This is a genomic window from Acinetobacter beijerinckii CIP 110307, from assembly GCF_000369005.1.
GTDB lineage: Bacteria > Pseudomonadota > Gammaproteobacteria > Pseudomonadales > Moraxellaceae > Acinetobacter > Acinetobacter beijerinckii.
Map to the genome: position 1 here is coordinate 501,445 of NZ_KB849765.1, position 17,064 is coordinate 518,508.

The following is a 17,064-nucleotide window of genomic DNA, read 5'->3' on the forward strand; positions in this document are numbered from 1 at the left end:
TTTCATCATCAGTTACAGCTTTAGTCTTACATCCCAAGGGTCGATTTTTAGGATGCGATACAATGACTGCCTATAGCTGTAATTTCGCTCGTCTGAAGGCAAGTGACGAGAGCCATTTTTAAAGTCTAGGAGAGAGCCAATTGCGTAGTTTACTTGGAGATCATTTGCTACAAAGACTCCAACAGGACACTGAGGGAAAACTACATCAGCGCCTTTTCCGCTGTTTACGCGCTGCCATTATTGATGGCGTGGTTCAACCGATGACACGGTTGCCTGCTTCGCGGGATTTAGCCAGCGAAATTCACGTCTCACGAAATACCGTTTTAACGGCGTATGAACAATTACAAGCAGAAGGTTATTTAGAAGCGCGGACAGGGCATGGCACATGGGTCGCAGAAAAACTGCCTGAAAGTTTCTTAAATACCAAGAATAAAAAGAAAGCTCCTGAGCTGACAAAAGTTCAAAGCTCATACGTGCTATCACAACGCGGCTCAAACTTATTGGGTTATGCCGCTGCATCACCGCATCAATGGGGAGCCTTTGTACCTGGTGCACCAGATGTAACCGAATTTCCTCATCATATTTTTAGTCGTATACAAGCGCGTTTAAGTCGCGAACCTGATGTCAATCGACTCATTTATAGCAATGCAGGTGGCTGCATTGAACTACGCAGTGCCTTGGCTGATTATTTACGTGTCGCTCGTTCAGTACAATGTGATGCAGACCAAATAATTATTACTGAGGGGATTCATCAAGCGATTGATTTAGTATCTCGCGCGCTCAGCGATATTGGTGATCATATTTGGATTGAAGATCCGGCTTATTGGGGGATGAGGAATACGTTGCGAATTAATGGCGTACACATTCAACCCATGCCTGTAGATGTGGAAGGTATTATTCCTGAACAACAGCCCAAACAGCCCCCTAAATTAATTTTTGTGACCCCATCTCACCAATATCCATTGGGTTCACATTTAAGTTTAGATCGACGTAGACAACTCATCCAGATTGCGCGTCAGCACAATAGCTGGATTGTGGAAGATGATTATGACAGCGAATTTCGTTTTTCAGGTCAGCCTTATCCTTCACTACAAGGCTTAGAGAACAATGCGCCTGTGCTCTACATGGGCACTTTTAGTAAAACGATTTATCCATCTTTACGCATTGGTTATTTAGTTGTACCTAAACCGCTGTTCTCACCTTTACGTATCGTTGCCGCTGAACTGTATCGTGGCGGACATTTACTCGAGCAAAAAGCACTCGCTGAATTTATTCGTGAAGGTCATTACGAAGCACATATTCGACGTATGCGCTTGCTGTATGGCAAACGTCGGGATTATTTGGTCAGTTTAATTCAACGTTATCTTGGATCTGAGTTTATTCATGAATACGATGAAGCGGCGGGTTTACATTTGGTTTTAAAATTACCAGATCATTGTGATGATGTTGCTATCGCGGCAACTGCACTGGAACGTGGCGTCAAAGTACGTCCACTTTCTCAATACTATATGCAGTCACATGCACATGCCCAACGCGGTTTGCTGATGGGCTTTGCTTGTGTCAATGAAAAAGATATGGTGATGGCATTTGGTGTGTTATTACAATGCTTACGAGAAGCAAAAGTTCCTACACTCAATTAATCATCAATCAACTCTAAATTTTAATAAAAAAGAGCCTCTATAATAAAGAGGCTCTTTTATTTTCAAAAATTAAACTAATTTTTCTTCATGTACTTGGCTTAAGTGCGACGCTCGACGTTCTTCTCCCCAACGCAATTTTTGTGAGACAAAACCAAAGAATACGATAATGCCAAACAGTGCTGTGGTATAGATGACTTCTTTGAAATAAGTACCTTCAATCAACATGGTGAGAATTGCACCGATGATCGCAAAGATCACCAGATAAGTTATATAAGGAAATAACCACATTTTAAACTCAATAGGCGTGCCTTCTGCTTCAAGCTTTTTACGCATACGCAGCTGAGAATATGCAATCGTCAAGTACACATACAGTGTTGCAGCACCTGTGGTTAACATGAAAAAATCGTAGACATTCATACTTTCCGTAGCCGTTAAAATCACAGCAATCACTGAGAAAAAGCACGACACAATCACCCCAACCCAAGGGCTGCTCTTACTATTCACAGAGCCAAAACTTTTCGGTGCATCACCGCGTTTTGACAATGAAAATAACATACGAGAACAGGTATACAATGCTGAGTTAAAACAACTGCATACTGAAGTTAAAACCACGAAGTTCACGATATGACGCGCTTCTGGAATACCCAGTGCATTTAAGGTCACACTATAGGTTCCCCAAGTTGAGTCTTTTAATAATTCGTTATTATGTGGAATCAAACAAACCGCAACAAACATTGAACCGACGTAAAATAGTACAATCCGCCACACCACTGAGTTAGAGGCTTTACGAATTTCTTTAGAAGGATTTTCAGACTCTGCCGCCGCGACGGTGACAATCTCCGCTCCGATATAAGCAAACATGACTCCAAGTAACGCCGTAATCACGGATGATGCACCATTGGGCATAAAGCCTTGCGCAGTTAAATTACTGACACCAGAAGCAGATGCATCTCCCCATGGCCATAAGTGCATAATGGCTAAACTACCGATCACAAGGAATATCACAATCGCAATCACTTTGATGAGTGCAAACCAAAACTCAAACTCACCATAATTTTTTACGTTTTGTAAATTTACAGCGACTAATCCAACAATCACTAGAACCATGTAGGCCCAAATTGGAATAAACGGAAACCAACTATTTAAAATTTTTCCAGCCACATAGGCTTCCCATCCCATCAGCATCGCTAAGGTACACCAATATAGCCAACCGATGGAAAAACCGGCCCAACGACCAATCGCACGATCGGCATAAGTTGAAAATGAACCACTGTCAGGATTTAAAACCGCCATTTCACCTAACATGCGCATAATGAACCAAACCAGTAATCCACCTAAAGCATAAGTGAGAAACACCACTGGTCCTGTGTTGTAAATAATGCTGCCTGAACCGACAAATAAAGAACCACCGATCACACCAGCAATTGAAATCATGGTGAGATGGCGTGATTGAAGTCCATGTTTTAAATTTTGGGAGAGATTGGCTTCAGAACCATGTTGATGTGCTGCCATATCATTTTCCTTAACCTATGAAGATATAAACAACTCAAGACTTCAAATGCTCGATATTGTTTGAATATCTCCTAAAAATTGTGTCACTCAATCCATCTCTCATCATGAAAGAAATATAGCTCAAGCGACGCTTCCGTATGCATACTTCCTATAGCTTTAATTTGTCGTTTTGGCTCTGAAGAAACGAGAGCCATTTTTATAATAAAAGAGAGAGCCAATTGAAAAAATTATGCACAAAAATGGAGAACTTTACTTTTAAAGGAAAAGCCCATATTTAAAAATTCTGTATTTATTATTTATTGAATAAAATATAAATCAAATACTTAAATAAAAACTATGATTTATTTTTTACTCATTCATTGAAATGTTCTTGCTGACTTTGCTCCAATTTTTTTTCTAGAAACCATTAAAAAAGCCCTATCTTAGTTTTAAGAGAGGGCTTTTTTATCACCTAAACCAACCAGTTAGAACGGTAAATCATCATCTAAATCAGCAGGCGCAGCAGCAGGTTGTGGTGCAGCTTTTGGTGTATTAAAACCATTACCCGCTTGTGGATTGCCAGTATAATTGCCTTGATTGCCACCTTGACCATAACCATTTTGGTTATTGTTATAACCTGTATTTTGGTAACCACCACCTTGGTTATTATTGTTAAAACGTGGTTGGTTAAAGTCACCACCACCTTGTTGTTCACCTTGCTGACGTGAGTCAAGCATTTGCATTTGATCGCCACGAATTTCAGTACTGTAACGCTCTTGACCATTTTGGTCTGTCCACTGACGTGTACGCAATGAACCTTCAATATAAACTTTTGAGCCTTTACGTAAATATTGCTGAGCAATTTCCCCTAAGCGATTGTGCAATACAATACGATGCCATTCTGTTTGTTCTTTTCGCTCACCAGTATTTTTATCTGTCCACGATTCACTTGTTGCAATCGAAAACTGAGTCAGAGATCCACCATTCGGAAAGGTTTTTGTTTCTGGATCTTTACCCAAAGTACCGACTAAAATAACTTTATTCACACCACGCATTAGCTGTCATCATCCTATCTATTTCTATGTTTTACTTTATAAGAGTTATGCTTAAATGGCTACCTCTTTGCCAATCAAGTGCGTTAAATCTTGTCGCCCAGCATCATCAATCCGCTGTTTATCGACTTTAATATAAGCAACTTGTTGTTCGGGCATCACCACAACTTCTTCAATACCACGAATTGCCAGTAATTTTGAAGTCCATTCATCTGTTTGTGTCATATGAGGTAAAGGCAACACAATTGAAGACAAATATCTTGGCTGAGCCAAGCCAAAACTAACCAGCAACCAGAGTATAGCAATCCCAGATAATACACTCCAGCCAAGCGCAGTATTCTGTAACATCAAAAGCTGACCGCCTAATGTTCCACCAAAAAATGCGCCTAAAAATTGACTACTCGCATTCACACCCATTGCTGTCGCTTTCGATTGAATCGGTGCAACTTTTGATAACCAAGAAGGCAATAATGCTTCCATCACGTTAAATGCAATAAAGAAAATACCTAAACCTGTCAGCAACACATATTTGGATTCATAGCCAAAAATCAGGATCAGTAAACCGCCAATAATGCCGGCAATTGCTGAAAGAAAAATGCCACGCATCTTGCGGTATTTTTCAGCAATGATAATACTTGGAAATGCAAAAAAGAGACTGAGCACCAATAAAGGTAAATAAATTAAACCATGCTTAGCCAATGGGATCTGTGCATATTCAATCAGTTGTGATGGAATATAGATAAACATTGCGGTCAATAATAAATGCAATGCAAAAACAGAAATATGTAATCGATTTAAATCGCCCATTTGAATCACTTGTTTCAGTTGATTCAAATAACCCTGTTGAAAATTACGATGATGTCGAGTGACTTTAGGTACTAAGAGCAACATTGAAATTGCAGCTAAACCCATAATGGTCGTGACAAAGAATAAACCTGAAATACCCACTAGACTGGTGAGCCACGGTCCTAAACTAAATGCCACGACGAAGGACAAACCAATACTCATGCCCATGGCAGCCATGGCTTTGGTTCGCTGCTCTTCTCGAGTGACATCAGCAAGTAACGCCATCACTACGGCTGAAACTGCCCCTGCTCCTGCAATTGCACGACCTATGATGACGCCATAAATGGTATCGGCAAATCCAGCAATTGCCCCACCAACAGCGAACAGAATTAAACCCAATATGATCAGTGGTTTTCGACTAAAGCGATCAGCTAAGAGACTAAACGGAATTTGTAATATTGCCTGAGTCAGACCATACACCCCGACAGCCAAACCAATCAACGCAGGTGTTGCATACGCATAGGATTGTCCTGCTACAGAAAAAACAGGAATAATCATGAACAACCCCAACATGCGTAAGGCAAAAATGCTACTTAAGGCAAAAGTTGAACGACGTTCTAAAGCATTCATTATTGATAAGACACTATAACTGACTCAACGGATTATAAGTCATTCACTCATAAAGGTTGTAAGTAGATGATAAAAACTTAAGATATTTGCAAGAAAAAATAAAGGAGCGATTCCGCTCCTTTATTTAACATAGCTGATTAAGCTGAAAATAAGCTTAAGATACGTGTTGCTGTCTTTTACTGTATTGAATCGAGGCAATCACTGCCCAAACAATAAAGGCAACACCAATAAGACCAGTAACCACTTCAGGTACATGTAAGCCTGTACCACTTGCAATCATAATGAATGCCAAAGCACCAATTGCATAATGCGCGCCATGCTCAAGGAAGATGTATGCATCCAAAGTGCCTTTTTCTACCAAATAAATTGTCATTGAACGGACGAAGATCGCACCAATAGCCAGACCTAACATGATGATGACGACATCACTAGTAATTGCAAATGCGCCAATCACACCATCAAAGCTGAATGATGCATCAAGAACTTCAAGATACAAGAAACCACCGAAACCAGCTTTCACAACACCTGATGCTGCACCGTTTGCATCATGAGTCACCGCATTACCTTGTTCATCAATTTCAGGTTCACCGCCAAGCATATGACTCAGCACTTGCACACCGATATACACCACAATGCCCCAAATACCAGCCATCGTGACAACAAGACGCTTACTTTCATCTACATTCGATGCCATGATGATCATTGCGACCAAAGCAATAAATACCGACATTGCAGGTACACTAGCTAAATTTGCAAGTTTAGATTCAAGCCAACGGAACCAATGTGTTTCTTTACCATCATCAAAGAAGAAGTTTAAAAACACCATAAGTAAGAATGTACCACCGAAGGCTGCAATTTCAGCATGATGTTCCATCAAACGTTCTGAATAGGATTTTGGATCATTGAGCGCTAGTTTCACCACTTCCATCATCCCCATATCGGCAGTCACAGCGACAATCACGACTGGGAAAATCAAACGCATACCAAACACGGCGATTAAAATACCCACCGTTAAAAAGATCATTTTCCAAAAATGATCCCAATTACGCAGTACTGAAGCGTTTACGACAGCGTTATCAAAAGAAAGGGAAACCTCCATCACAGCTAAAATTGCAGTAATGGTTAATGCTTTAAGCATTGTAGCGACACCTGCTTCTGGGCCATGCGAATAGCCCCAGTAAGCAGATAGTGCTAAACACACTATGGTGAAGAATATGGAGAAACGGAAATGCTTCATGAGCAACCTTTTTACGAAATCGTTAGGGTATAAAAATGTGTCTATTGTAGGCGAGTTTTAGATGAAAGATAGAAAAGATTGTTGCTGTTATTTTGAGATCAAACTCTATTAAAACTGAGTTCTGCTATAGTCTCTTGATGTTTTTCTTTTATCAGTTTCTAACAGGTTCAATTCATGACATTTTCTCAAGATGTTTGGCAACGTAATCAAAATTTATATCAAAAAATCTTAGCTTTGCCGTTTAACCAAGAACTTGCAGCAGGTACATTAAACCGTGAAGCCTTTTGTCATTATGTGATTCAAGATGCGCACTATTTACTGGCTTATGGTCGTGCACTTGCTGTAGCTGCGGCAAAAGCCTATGAAGCAGATGATGTAATTCAATTTTCCGAAGCTGCAAAAATTGCCATTATTGTAGAACGTAGTCTACATAGCGATTTTATGCAGGAATTTGATATCAGCAAAACTGAGTTTGAAAATACACCTTTGACGCTCGCTTGCCATCATTACACTTCTTTTTTAACAGCAACAGCTTGGTCAGAAAGCTACCCTGTAATTTTGGCAGCACTACTGCCTTGTTTTTGGATTTATGCAGAAGTGGGTAAAGACATTGTTAGTCAATCTGTTGCAAATAATCCATACCAAGCATGGATTGATACTTATGCAGGTGAAGAATTTAATACGGCAGTGCGCAATGTGATTACAACTGTAGATAAAGTGGCAGCACGTTGTGATCAAGACACTTTGGCGAAAATGCATGCTGCATACACTATGGGTGCAAAACTGGAATGGTTATTTTGGGATAGCGCTTATCAGCAACGCCAATGGTTAGGTTTAGACCAAGCTTAATCGTCTATCTGATCTTCATTTACATTTTCATAGACATAAAAAAGCCCCTCATGGGGGCTTAGTCGTATATCGTATTGTCCGATATACTGTATGAGGCTCATCTCAAACTGAGTGCATTAAAACACAAATCAGAATGAGTGAATACCTTTATGAGCTAAAAAAGTTGACTGCAATTAAAGCAAGCAATGCAGGTACAGATTGGATATAAATAATTTTTTTACTCGCCGTCAAACCACCATAAATACCTGCGATCAACACACAAGCTAAAAAGAAATTTGCCAAAGCCACAGCATAGGTTTCAGGTGCAACTAATGCCCAAAATAAGCCTGCTGCAAGAAAACCATTATAAAGACCTTGGTTCTGCGCCAAAACTTTGGTGAGCTGAGCTTTTTCAGGGGTATTCGCAAATGCTTTTAAACCTGCTGGTTTATCCCATAAAAACATTTCTAACACTAAGATATAAACATGCAAGACAGCAATTAATCCTACAAGCAGTTGTCCAATCATATAATTTTCCTTTTTATTTTATGACTTAATATCAGTAGACCAGCCTCACGACTGGTCATCTATTTCCCAAGTTAAGGCTTTAACAACACTTTACCCTGACGTGCAGCTTGAGTGGCTTTGAGTGCAGCCGTTTTAATCTCATTAAAACTGAAAATGCCTTCTACAGGTAAAATCAGTTTCTTTTGTGTCGCAAGCGTTAATAACTCAATAAATAATGCCTTCTTACGCTCGGCTGGCATTTCTTTATTAACCACACTTGCCCAAAAACCTTTCACCGTCGCTTGTTTGAAAATTAAATCACCCGATGAAATCTGCATGGTTTCGCCCGTCATGCTGCCAAATGAAACCAATACGCTATTTTCACTCAGTAGATTCAGCATTTCACCACTCGCCGTTCCACCAATTGAATCCACGCCTGCAATCAATGGCTGATCAACATGAATGGCTTTCACTTGTTGCTTCCAATCCGCTTGATCCGTTGCAACTACATGCTGAATGCCTAAAGCCTGCATTTCGGCAATTGCATCGGTACGACGCACAAGATTAATCACTTGCAAACCACGCGCCTGAGCAATCATCGCTACGGTTTTACCCACCGCACCATTGGCTGTGTTTTGAATCAGCCATTTCCCTGCTTGAACATTTACAAAGTCGAGTAACATCAAAGCACTGATCGGCATCCCGATCAATTGAGCTGCTGTTTCATCATCAATCGCATCATTTAAAGGAATGATGCTTTGCGCAGGCGCAATAAAATATTCTGCCCAACTACCATGTACGCCAGCAACAGCAACCCGTTGTCCTAATTTACTTTCATCAACACCTTCACCCACCGCATCGACGATACCTACCGCTTCACTCCCGCCAATTGCAGGCAACGTTGGTTTATAACCATAACTTCCCCTCACCGTCCATACATCATGATTATGGATTGGGGACATAATCGTTTTAATACGGACTTCACCTGCTTTAGGCTCAGGTTTAGGCATATCACCGAATTCTAAAACATCTACGGGTTCGCCAAATTGATGATGAATAATACTTTGCATGATTTATTCCTGTATCGGTTGTAACAGCTGTTTCGTAGTTTCCAAAGCTAGATGCAATGGTGCTTTGTCTTGTGCCAATTTGGTCATCAATGCCGCACCTAACCAAAGCTGATACATCACTTGAGCTGTTTTAAATGGGTCAAGATGTGTTGGAATCGAACCTTGCTGCTGCCCTTCTTGTAATAGCAGCGCTATGCGTTGCGTGAGTCGATGCACACCTAAATTCAAAATCTGTCGCATGTCTTCTGATAAATCAGAGACTTCAGCCGCGAGTTTCACAATTAAGCAGTTTTCTGCCCAACTGCCATAAATTGGATCGTCAATCCACGCCTGCCACAAAGCCATCAATCGTGCATACGCACTTTGTTCAGTGTGCTGCCAAAGCTGCTCAACTCGTACTTTATAGTCAGCCATATACTGTTCTAATAAAGCACAACCAAACGCCTCTTTAGACGTAAAATAGTGGTAGAACGAACCTTTTGGTACGTCACAGGCTTTCAAAATTTCTTGTAAGCCAACCCCCACAAAACCTTTACGCAATACCAATTCAAAACTGGTATCCAAGATATGTTGTCGGGTCGCTTCACTTTTCATTGATCGTTTCATAGACACACTGTATTTTAATATTAGACCAGTCGTCTAGTAAAATTATGTATTTTTATTTAGCAACAGCTTTACAGTAGTAAAATGAGAAAATGAATGATAAAAATACAACTCGGTTAAGACTGATGATGTTTGAAAATGTGGTCTAACCGTCACAATTTGTCGTTTTAAATATTTTTATACCACTTGAACAATTTTAAGGCGCTATCATATAAGACCTGTTAAACATCATGATGCTACTCAGCAATTATTTTAAATTTATGTGTATTGATTCCTTTCTCATCGCATTCAAATTAAATAATCGATGCTGCATGACATCAATGTTCAACCTGTTTTGATCTTCTATTTGCATATTATTGAGATGTTTTCATGAGCCAAAGTCATATCCGTATTCGAGGCGCACGTACCCATAATTTAAAGAATGTGTCACTCGATATTCCACGTGACAAATTTGTGGTGATCACAGGGCTTTCAGGTTCAGGAAAATCATCCCTTGCATTTGACACTTTATATGCTGAAGGTCAGCGTCGCTATGTCGAATCACTTTCCGCTTATGCACGCCAATTCCTTTCGCAAATGGAAAAACCTGAAGTTGACTCAATCGAAGGTTTATCACCTGCAATTGCAATTGAACAGAAATCAACCAGCCACAATCCACGCTCAACTGTCGGTACAATTACCGAAATTTATGACTATTTACGTTTATTGTATGCACGTGTAGGAACGCCATATTGCCCTGAACATGACTTGCCGATGGTCGCGCAAACAGTCTCGGAAATGGTTGATGCAGTAAAAGCGCTCGATGAAGGTACAGCGCTGATGTTACTTGCGCCTGTGGTACGTGAACGCAAAGGCGAATACAGCAATTTATTTGAACAATTACAAGGTCAAGGTTTCGTACGTGCGCGTGTCGATGGTGAAATCATTGATATCGATACGCCACCTGAATTAGATAAAAAGAAAAAACACACCATTGAAGTCGTAATCGATCGCTTTAAAGTCCGTGATGATCTCGGTAATCGTATCGCTGAATCTTTTGAAACAGCATTACGCTTAGGTGGTGACATTGCAATTTTATCGTGGATGAATGGTGAACACCCTGAACGTGTCTTTTCAGCTAAACACTCATGCCCTGAATGTGATCGTGCCGTGGCGGAACTTGAGCCACGTTTGTTTTCATTCAACAATCCCTTCGGTGCCTGCCCTGTTTGTGACGGTTTAGGAACGCGTAGCCATTTCAGTGCGGAAAAACTTATTCCAAATCCTGAAGTATCCATTAGTCAAGGTGCGATTCGTGGTTGGGACAGACAACGTCCTTATTACTATACGATGTTGCAAAAAGTCGCCGATCATTTTGAGATTTCATTAGATATCCCTTGGAATGAATTGGATAAAGAGACACAAAAGAAATTCTTACAAGGTACAGGCAAAGAGAAAATCGACCTCAGTTATATCGATGAACGTGGTCGCAAACACAGTCGTGTACAAGCCTTTGAAGGCGTATTACCGCACTTAGAACGTCGTTATCGTGAAACTGAATCGAATTATGTCCGTGATGATCTCGCACAATATTTATCAAATGCGGCATGTGATGCCTGTGATGGTTCACGTCTCAATGAAATCTCACGTCATGTTCGTGTCAAAGATAAGACCATTGCACAAATCACCAAGATGTCGATTGGTGATGCTGAAAACTATTATCAAGATCTCAATCTTGAAGGTGCTAAAGGTGAAATCGCCGATAAAATCTTTAAAGAGATTCGCGAACGTTTACACTTTCTCGTCAGTGTCGGTTTAAATTATCTCAGTCTCGCTCGTTCGGCAGAAACTTTGTCAGGCGGTGAAGCTCAGCGTATTCGTCTCGCTTCGCAAATCGGTGCAGGCTTGATGGGTGTGATGTATGTGCTTGATGAACCCTCGATCGGTTTGCATCAACGTGATAATGATCGCTTATTACAAACATTGATTCGCTTACGTGATCTTGGTAATACCGTACTTGTGGTTGAGCATGATGAAGATGCGATTCGTGCTGCGGATCATATTATTGATATCGGACCTGGCGCAGGGATTCATGGCGGTGTCATTATCGGTGAAGGTAGCTATGACGAGATTGCGGGGAATAAAGACTCGCTTACAGGTCAATATCTTTCAGGCAGTCTAAAAATTGCGATACCTGCGCAACGTACCCAATCGCCACGCCCAGATGAATTCATCAAACTCTCTGGTGCAAGTGGTCATAATCTACAGAATGTCGATCTCACCATTCCGCTCGGCATTATGACCTGTGTGACGGGCGTTTCAGGTTCAGGAAAATCAACCTTAATTAATCGTACTTTATTACCATTAGCTGCCACTCAACTCAATGGTGCAACAACGCTGACCGCAGAAAAGTTTGATTCGATTGATGGCTTACAGCATCTCGATAAAGTGGTTGATATTGACCAAAGTCCAATTGGTCGTACCCCACGTTCAAATCCTGCCACCTATACAGGTTTATTTACGCCGATTCGTGAGTTATTTGCGCAAACACCTGAAGCCAAAGCGCGTGGTTATAGCGCAGGTCGTTTCTCGTTTAACGTGAAAGGCGGTCGTTGTGAAGCCTGTGAAGGCGACGGCATGATTAAAGTCGCGATGCACTTCTTACCTGATATGTATGTGCCTTGTGATGCTTGTCATGGCAAGCGTTATAACCGTGAAACTTTAGAGGTGGGTTATAAAGGCAAGAACATTTCAGATGTGTTAGAAATGACCGTTGAAGATGCAGCGGAATTCTTTAGTGCGATTCCAGTGATTCATCGCCGTTTAGATACCTTAATGCAAGTGGGTCTGGGTTATATTCGCCTAGGTCAAGCTGCAACCACGCTTTCAGGTGGTGAAGCGCAACGGGTTAAATTAGCGCGTGAGTTAGCAAAACGTGATACAGGTAAAACCTTATATATCTTGGATGAGCCAACCACAGGTCTACATTTCCATGATATTGCCAAGTTACTCGACATTTTGTATGAGCTACGCAATAAGGGTAATACCATTGTGGTGATTGAGCATAATTTGGATGTGATCAAAACCGCTGATTGGGTAATTGACCTTGGTCCTGAAGGTGGTTCTGGTGGTGGTCAAATTATTGCTGAAGGCACACCTGAGCAAGTCGCTGAAGTCGAAATTTCACACACAGGTAAGTTCTTAAAACCGATGTTGAAGTGATATAAAAGGAGTCTTACGACTCCTTTTCTTCATCTGTTAACTTAGCAATAAGATAATTCACATATATCTTTTGAAAGCTTGAAATCTGCGCTCTTTCATTCAGCATCTCGATTACAAACTTTTTTTGCTGGTTAGGTAGTCGAGAGATGAGGTGATGAACTCTAGTATTCAGGAACCGACTGTCTTTTTGAAAATCTTTAAAAATAAATTGATTTAGGCTATTTTTATCAGCATTTCTAATACTTTCTAAATCTAAATCTGAATACGAGCTATCTATATAAACATTATAAATAGCGTCTTTTAAAGTGGGCAGATTTGGATTTAGTTTCAAGAATTCTTGAATAATACTTTGAAATCCATGAACTCCAAATAACTCACTTCCCTTAAAGGCATTTCTATCTTTAGATAATTTTTCCTTAATCCAACTGATAATCTTTGATTCAAGCAACTTAGCTTTTTCAAACTCTCCGAAGTCTTCCAACGTACTAATACAAGCTCTAAGGTCACGTAAAGAACTAACACCAATACTTTGGCAAGAAATTGAATATAACCGATCTATAAAATTATCACTTGCCTGATAATTATCACGCTCATCAAAAAGAGCTGAAAGTTTGTCCTGTAATTTATTATTGGCATCACTTATCACCTCGGATTGGGCTAACTTTATTAAGGCCTCATTTGAAAAATCATCTTTCTGGTCAAACCACTTTTTAAATTCAATCAGCCAAAGATCGTTTTTTATGAAAAAAGTTGAAACTTCGTTTAAATTTTTATAAGTTTGCTTTTTTTGATCTGACCAATTTTCTCTTTGCTGCTCTGTAAAACATTGGCAGTCCTCCCATCCATACTCTAACTTACTGAAATCACAAATTAAGTAACCTTGAAGAATTCTTATTAATATAATTTCTTTAGTCGAATCAGCTACTGTTTCTGGCAGCTTACTTCTAAACTCTCGATATAACTTAATTACTTTTTGAAAGAATCGAAAATTATGAATTTCTAATTTATTAGCAAACTCCACCATCAAATCAACAAGCTGATCATCAATGTCTTTGGTATTTTCTCGAATCAAAGGCTCAACAGAATTGATAATAATCGTTTCATCAACTAGTTTTTCCTTATAGTCCGCATACTTCTGCTTATTGTCACCTTCTGCTTTATCTTCATCTAAAATCAAAATGATCTGACAATTTTTTTCTAATTTTAAATAATTTGCTAAACCCATAACGTCTTTTATATCTAATTTATTAGACATACGCTCGAAGTCATCAAAGCAGATGATGGCATCTTTGACCTGATTAAACATAAGGCTATCAAAAATTTTAGTAGAAGCGTTTAATCCAAATTGTGAAACTCTGGTATCTTTTAAAATCGATGGTAACCCCCGAATCCATCGAGGAATCTCTAAAGCTGAATGGTTATTCTCAATATTGCTATAAATATGCGTTTTTAAATCACTCAGCGACTCAAGACCAAATAATGAGACATAGACGTACTTCTTTTTAAAATTATATCCACCTATACATCTTTTCCAAAAGAAAGTCTTACCAACACCCCAAGGCCCAGTAATCGCAATTGCTGTGCCGATCTCTTCATTTCTAATATTGTGTTCTAGTCGCTCTTTTAATCTTTTTTCTTTCTCTAATATGTCCATCAGATCATAATGCTTTAAATATAAAATTTTATAATAATTCAATAATTGAGCGAATCAAGTCTCAACTATATTCTTCCCTTTTACTTTCGCTTTTAACAACGACTGATCGGCTTTTTCCAATAATTCCAACCAACTTTCAGCACCAATCGCAACACCAATACTGACCGAAACCTGAATCAATTCATCAACATTCGAGGTCATAATATTTTGCTTTAAAATTCCTGAACGAATATTTTCAGCTATGGCTTTTGCAGCACCCATTTCAATACTTTCAATGACCACTAAAAACTCATCACCGCCATAACGCACAATCAAATCAGAAACTCTTACATGATGCTTAAGCTGATCTGCAATCATCGTAATCACTTCATCACCTACAATATGCCCATATCGATCATTCACAAATTTAAAATTATCAATATCAATTGCGAATACGCAGGTCTGAGATAGCGCATTTGGTTTAGCGATTAAATGATTAACATACTCTTCCAAAGCCAAGCGATTAGATACCCCCGTAAGCATGTCGGTATTTGCAATTTTTTTTAATTGCGACTCCATCATATCCCGCTGCTTCAACATAAGCTTTAAGTTATCAATTGCGCCAAACAGCGATAAAAACTCTTGCTTAGGTTGTTTGGTAATTAGTTCAGAACTGTCCGATAATTCTAAAATCATGTCTCTGGCATTAATCAAAGGTGTAAAAACCTTTCGTTTGGTATAAATCATCGTAAAAAGTGCAATCAGCAAAGACAAGCTAGAAATAGACAAGGTGAACATAAACTGCTGTTTGGCTTTTCTATTCTGCTGTGTAGCAATACGAATACTATGATCTAAAATATAATTTTGCAGATCCATGACTGTTGTAAATTTACCAACGATACGCTCTGTAAGTTGCGTGCCTGTTAAAAAATACGCCTGACCCGCTTTACTTTCATCTAATAATTGACGAACTAAGGGTAATCCTTTGTCAAGAAATTCGCTTTTGACCCTTTGATGTAAACGAATATATTCAGGTGTTTTGGTGTACTGTGGTTGGATCGCATCAACTAATGACCAAAGATAATGTGATTGATGCTCAGTTTGTAAAGAACGTGCTCGATTCACATCTGAAATAGTTTCTGAAAAAGTAATTGGTGCCATGACATTGGACGCAACACGTCCAGCTTGATCACGCATATCGGTTAAAATTAAGATGGAAATAAAATAATTTGACATTCTGCTGTCTTGGCTTTTTGATTGAGCCATTAACTCATTTAAAAAGTTACGGCTTTCATCCCATACAGCAAACATCTCTAAAATGGCATGATCAAGCTGAGCAGATGTCCGCTCGGAATGAGTTATTTCAGCATATGCATCGACAATTTTACGTGAGTTTTCCAGTTTAAATTTTAAGTCGGTTTGCAATTTTTGCGCTAAGGATTTAAAACCTGCTTGATCTAATGTAGTGATCGTTTCATTAATTTGACCATCCACGACTTGTCTAAATTCAGCTAATTCTTTTTTATTTTTTTCAATTTCTTCAGGTGTACTCGACATGACTTTATTTGAAGGAGCACGCTCTCTCGAAATTTTATTCGCAGTTTTCACTAAAGCACGTAGACTTGTAATCTCAGTAAGCACCTGATTTGTTTTATTATATTCTTTATAGCTATTCAATATCAAAGGAATAGAAATATATAAAATCGATAAAATTATGATAGCCATACAGAAAAAAAGTCGAAGACTGATTTGTTCTGAACGTAATTTGACACGCTTTAACTTACGTCCCATTCAACCACCTTGTTTTTTTTCAAAAGCCATCCCGAATAAATTTTAAACAATGAATAATTTTACCTGATTTTCAAAATATACTGGCATTATTAATCTCATTTTTCTATGCATTTAAATATATACAACAACATCATATTCTTTTTATTATTTAATTTTTCTCTAAATTTAATTTCAATTTAAATAAGCAATAAATTTGATCAAACACCATCAAAATAAAAAGGATAATTCAATTTAAAACAATGCATTAAGAAAACACTTAACGTGCAAATAATGATCACTATATATGGTTTAATTTATATGTTTAAAACATATGAAAAATTAAAAGCACAATATCAATTTTTTAATTTTAATTAAAAATTCATCATCGGAGATTTAAATCTTTAACATAAAAATAAACAATTTCACAAACTGAACACGCTACGAGATACTTTTATTAGATAGATACTGCGAATTTAGTTCAGTGATTCCTCAGGATGTTTTCTCCCTCCATTAAAAACATCCTTTTCGATCCCAGCCTTTTCAAATCAGGTTGGGATTTTTTTATTCATAGATATAGACAATCTAAACTTAGTCATATCAACAATTAGATTTACCG

General features: G+C 38.8%; 12 protein-coding genes. 3 read left to right on the forward strand and 9 right to left on the reverse strand.

Translation table 11 applies throughout. From position 1 onward, the window contains the following. Positions 1–140 precede the first annotated feature (140 nt). Positions 141–1,640, forward strand: a complete 1,500-nt coding sequence (gene pdxR / locus F933_RS07940; RefSeq protein WP_005060109.1) for a MocR-like pyridoxine biosynthesis transcription factor PdxR — start codon at positions 141–143, stop codon at positions 1,638–1,640. A 69-nt stretch (positions 1,641–1,709) separates the two neighbouring features. Here pdxR and F933_RS07945 read toward each other — a convergent pair whose 3' ends face one another. The 4 genes from F933_RS07945 to F933_RS07960 form a co-directional block, all read right to left on the reverse strand. Then, positions 1,710–3,152: an amino acid permease gene (locus tag F933_RS07945; protein ID WP_005060110.1), complete on the reverse strand. Its 1,443-nt coding sequence runs from the start codon at positions 3,150–3,152 to the stop codon at positions 1,710–1,712. A 464-nt stretch (positions 3,153–3,616) separates the two neighbouring features. Continuing rightward, a complete protein-coding gene (ssb, locus tag F933_RS07950) occupies positions 3,617–4,186 on the reverse strand; it encodes a single-stranded DNA-binding protein (protein ID WP_005060112.1) in 570 nt (189 codons plus the stop codon). A gap of 51 nt (positions 4,187–4,237) precedes the next feature. After that, entirely contained in the window at positions 4,238–5,602 is a 1,365-nt protein-coding gene (locus F933_RS07955; protein ID WP_034710621.1) for an MFS transporter, read from the reverse strand. 151 nt (positions 5,603–5,753) lie between these two features. After that, on the reverse strand, positions 5,754–6,836 hold the full coding sequence (locus F933_RS07960; protein WP_005052426.1) for a DUF475 domain-containing protein: 1,083 nt from the start codon (positions 6,834–6,836) through the stop codon (positions 5,754–5,756). A gap of 174 nt (positions 6,837–7,010) precedes the next feature. Here F933_RS07960 and tenA point away from each other — a divergent pair, with 174 nt between their 5' ends. Then, positions 7,011–7,685, forward strand: a complete 675-nt coding sequence (tenA, locus tag F933_RS07965) for a thiaminase II (RefSeq protein ID WP_005060115.1) — start codon at positions 7,011–7,013, stop codon at positions 7,683–7,685. Positions 7,686–7,832: 147 nt separating this feature from the next. On the opposite strand, the gene F933_RS07970 is transcribed toward tenA, so the two are convergent. The 3 genes from F933_RS07970 to F933_RS07980 form a co-directional block, all read right to left on the reverse strand. After that, a complete protein-coding gene (locus tag F933_RS07970; RefSeq protein WP_005060117.1) occupies positions 7,833–8,192 on the reverse strand; it encodes a DUF1304 domain-containing protein in 360 nt (119 codons plus the stop codon). A gap of 71 nt (positions 8,193–8,263) precedes the next feature. Further along, complete coding sequence (locus F933_RS07975; RefSeq protein ID WP_005060118.1) at positions 8,264–9,241, reverse strand: zinc-binding dehydrogenase; 978 nt, start codon at positions 9,239–9,241, stop codon at positions 8,264–8,266. A 3-nt stretch (positions 9,242–9,244) separates the two neighbouring features. Continuing rightward, positions 9,245–9,847, reverse strand: a complete 603-nt coding sequence (locus tag F933_RS07980; protein WP_034710624.1) for a TetR/AcrR family transcriptional regulator — start codon at positions 9,845–9,847, stop codon at positions 9,245–9,247. A gap of 366 nt (positions 9,848–10,213) precedes the next feature. Here F933_RS07980 and uvrA point away from each other — a divergent pair, with 366 nt between their 5' ends. Next, positions 10,214–13,045, forward strand: a complete 2,832-nt coding sequence (uvrA, locus tag F933_RS07985) for an excinuclease ABC subunit UvrA (protein WP_005060121.1) — start codon at positions 10,214–10,216, stop codon at positions 13,043–13,045. Between the two features lie 13 nt (positions 13,046–13,058). On the opposite strand, the gene F933_RS07990 is transcribed toward uvrA, so the two are convergent. Continuing rightward, entirely contained in the window at positions 13,059–14,699 is a 1,641-nt protein-coding gene (locus tag F933_RS07990) for a P-loop NTPase fold protein (protein WP_005060123.1), read from the reverse strand. A 54-nt stretch (positions 14,700–14,753) separates the two neighbouring features. Further along, positions 14,754–16,469 carry a GGDEF domain-containing protein gene (locus F933_RS07995; RefSeq protein ID WP_005060125.1) on the reverse strand — a complete coding sequence of 572 codons (1,716 nt, stop codon included), beginning with the start codon at positions 16,467–16,469 and terminating at the stop codon, positions 14,754–14,756. Positions 16,470–17,064 lie beyond the last annotated feature (595 nt).